The sequence below is a fragment of the Absiella sp. AM29-15 genome, assembly GCF_003434225.1.
Taxonomy (GTDB): Bacteria; Bacillota_I; Bacilli_A; order Erysipelotrichales; family Erysipelotrichaceae; genus Hoskinsella; species Hoskinsella hominis.
Window position 1 is genome coordinate 1 of record NZ_QVFL01000040.1, and the last position, 2,496, is coordinate 2,496.

Below are 2,496 nucleotides of genomic sequence, written 5' to 3' on the forward strand. Positions count from 1 at the left end.
ATAAAGCAACCGCCCATATCCAAATCTCGCCCGTAGGCTTCATAGTCAATGTAGTTCTGTAAGCTGGGTGGAATGTCGCCAAGTGCCTGCAATTCGTCTATGTAGTAGTAGGCAACATCTGTCATGGTTTCACAGTCGGGATAATAGTAAATATCGTCCTTATGTTCCACGACTTCTTCCAGCGTCCCATAGTGGCTGATAAATTCGTCCAGACACTCTGCGATATAGTCTGGAAGTTCCTCTATCATTTCATACATTTCATTGAGTTCTTCAATGGAAACATACTCGCCAATCGCAATCGGGAAGTTGTCGGTATCATGGATTGCGTATTCCTCATACTGTTCATTCAAGCCGATTTTTTCTTTCACATCTTCTTCGTCAATGGGGAACGTGAACCAAGCACCGACTAAATAACCCTCATTGTATTTACCAAGATTAGCAATATAAACCGCCATATCATCAATCATAAGCACCACCTCATTTCCTACTCTGGCAGTTCAAAGATACCGTGTTCTGTTACTGAAAATTTCCCGTGTTCCTGTAAGTGAGAAGCGTAGGCTTCAAAATCAAAGTAATATTCTTGACAGTCCTCGGACAAATGTTTGAACGTCGGGTCGTTCATCAGCTTTTGCCTTGCAACATCTATCATGCTTTTGCAGTCGGGATAAACAGTAATCACGTTCCTGCAAAGATAAAGTGCTTCTAAATTCTCAAACACCGTAAGTAGTGATACATATTCTTCCTGCATATCACTTGAGAGCTGGCGGTACATAAAATCTAATTCGTTGAGCTGGTACACGCTTGTATGTTCGTGGACTTCGTCAGCATAAGGCAACACCTTTTCGATAATGCGGTAATCCCCACTTTCTGCACCGACACCTAACTTTTCTTCAAATTCTGAAACATCTATCGGCAGGGCGAACCAGTATGACGTTGTTTCTTCGCCAGTTGTTCCTCTCGTTTCCACCAGCACCCTTGTTTCCTGCATTGTTCCTCACGTCCTTTCTGTCGTTTCATCACATCTTTTAAGGTCTGGTACGACATACCAAACACATATTTAGAAAAATCTTCTAACTGTCTTTCTTCATAGTCGGCAGGGGTCAGCCGTTTCATTTCCTGCCACACCTTACGCTTGTAAGAGGGCAGGTCGGAAATGTATTCACAGCCAACTTTTGCCTGCATATCCTTAAAAATATCGTTCATGTCATCACTCCAATCTGATTTTAGGTAAGAAAAAAGCAGTCAATCCTAAGACTAACTGCTTTGTGTGTAGGGATATGGAATTTTTAAAATGGAAATTCACAATATTAATTGAGAGGCAGAAGCTTCTTCATTCTCACATTCTGCATAATCAATATTTTTTACATTTCTTTGAGTGGCATATTGAACAATTCGTTCTTCAATTATTTCATATATAGTTATTTTCCCACATTCAGGACATATTTTTGCTGGTACATTTGTGGCATGATATGTTGTGCCATTATAAACTACATCAGTTTCTGTTGTAATACTTTTTAACCATTTTCTACATTTTTGACATCTAAACATAATCGCTCTCTCCTTTAACTTCTAATTTGCCGTTTTCTTCATATCCACATTATATCATTCCCATATATGTGCTGCAATATAAATTGCTATGCACCGATAATCTTATTGAACAGCTCTAACAGTACATCTTTCACACCGCCAGCATTGAATACCAAGCCGACAGCAATTAAGGCAACGACCAAGAAGCCGATAAGTTTGGAAAACTCACGTTTGAACCCTAAGTAGATACCGATAACCACAATCGCCATAAGCACTAAGCTCTGTGCGTTTGATAAAAACCATTGATACAAATTTTGTCCGAAATTCATTTAATTGTCCTCGCTTTCTTTTAATTGTTTCATTTCACAGTCAGCTTCTTTGCCGACATTCAAAATACACATCAAGACTACGCCGATACCCATTCCCATAGATACCAGCAAGAAGTCTTTTACTAATTCCCACATTTTTTATCACTCCTAACTTTCTACTAAATCTTTTGCAGGGGTCGTCTGCTGTTTGATTATCATTTCATGCTTTTCTGTGAGCTTTGCCTGCTGTTCGATTGTTTCCATGTAGTCTGTACCGTTTCCCTTATCAATCTTTTTCAGCATTTTCAAGGTTGGTGCTACCTGCCTTTGTACCCACCGCAATGTGCGATCTAAGGTGTAAGGCTCTGGCTTTGTCGTCAGCTTCAAGCTCTGTCTGTTATCGCCGATAAACCAAGCCCAGCGATCGTTGAGTTTCCAGTCATTTTTTCGCTTGTCGGGTTCTTCATCAACAAACCGCACATATTGATTGATGATAGAAAAAGCGGTCTGCTCTGCGTCATAATAGGTCAGCAAATCTCGTACTGCATAATAGGCTCGTTCATTTCTAAGCCGTATCTCAAAACGGTTGATAATGTCGGCTTCTTCCAGAGGTGTCCCTAACTTGACGTACTGCTCATAGTCCTTTTCATAGATACAGAAA

General features: G+C 40.2%; 7 protein-coding genes. All 7 read right to left on the reverse strand.

All coding sequences use genetic code 11. The features are described 5' to 3' along the window. Positions 1–467 (reverse strand): antirestriction protein ArdA (locus DW761_RS20695; protein ID WP_147323344.1); only part of this gene is annotated, 467 nt, incomplete at its 3' end. A gap of 17 nt (positions 468–484) precedes the next feature. Continuing rightward, entirely contained in the window at positions 485–988 is a 504-nt protein-coding gene (locus DW761_RS20700; protein WP_117519233.1) for an antirestriction protein ArdA, read from the reverse strand. Further along, entirely contained in the window at positions 907–1,203 is a 297-nt protein-coding gene (locus DW761_RS20705; protein WP_117519234.1) for a conjugal transfer protein, read from the reverse strand. Before DW761_RS20705 ends, DW761_RS20700 begins: the two co-directional genes overlap by 82 nt. Positions 1,204–1,299: 96 nt before the next feature. Continuing rightward, positions 1,300–1,548 (reverse strand): YgiT-type zinc finger protein, encoded by a 249-nt coding sequence (locus tag DW761_RS20710; RefSeq protein WP_004612090.1) that lies wholly within the window; start codon positions 1,546–1,548, stop codon positions 1,300–1,302. A gap of 86 nt (positions 1,549–1,634) precedes the next feature. Then, on the reverse strand, positions 1,635–1,856 hold the full coding sequence (locus tag DW761_RS20715) for a hypothetical protein (protein ID WP_002323342.1): 222 nt from the start codon (positions 1,854–1,856) through the stop codon (positions 1,635–1,637). Continuing rightward, positions 1,857–1,991: a DUF3789 domain-containing protein gene (locus DW761_RS20720; protein ID WP_022621433.1), complete on the reverse strand. Its 135-nt coding sequence runs from the start codon at positions 1,989–1,991 to the stop codon at positions 1,857–1,859. It lies immediately after the preceding gene. 12 nt (positions 1,992–2,003) lie between these two features. Next, on the reverse strand, positions 2,004–2,496 hold a 493-nt coding region (locus tag DW761_RS20725), incomplete at its 5' end, for a replication initiation factor domain-containing protein (RefSeq protein WP_233513151.1).